The organism is Aliivibrio sp. S10_S31 (genome assembly GCF_014694495.1).
GTDB classification, from domain to species: Bacteria; Pseudomonadota; Gammaproteobacteria; order Enterobacterales; family Vibrionaceae; genus Aliivibrio; species Aliivibrio fischeri.
In genome coordinates this window covers 1-215 of sequence record NZ_JAAUWR010000187.1, presented here as the reverse complement: position 1 = coordinate 215, position 215 = coordinate 1, and the positions used below count along the sequence as shown (strand labels likewise).

The following is a 215-nucleotide window of genomic DNA, read 5'->3' as shown; positions in this document are numbered from 1 at the left end:
CCGCCGTGAAAGGGCGGTGTCCTAGGCCTCTAGACGAACGGGACACTGGATATTTGAAGATGTTGGGCATCTTCATTGCTTCTTTACGTTTTTAACCTAATCAATCTGTGTGAACACTCATAAATCGCAATCTATCGTTTAAGGAGGTGATCCAGCCCCAGGTTCCCCTAGGGCTACCTTGTTACGACTTCACCCCAGTCATGAACCACAAAGTG

At 47.9% G+C, this 215-nt stretch carries 1 rRNA gene; it reads right to left on the bottom strand.

What is annotated here, in order from left to right:
• Positions 1-139: 139 nt before the first annotated feature.
• Positions 140-215 (bottom strand): 16S ribosomal RNA (locus HC728_RS20475); the annotation flags it as partial.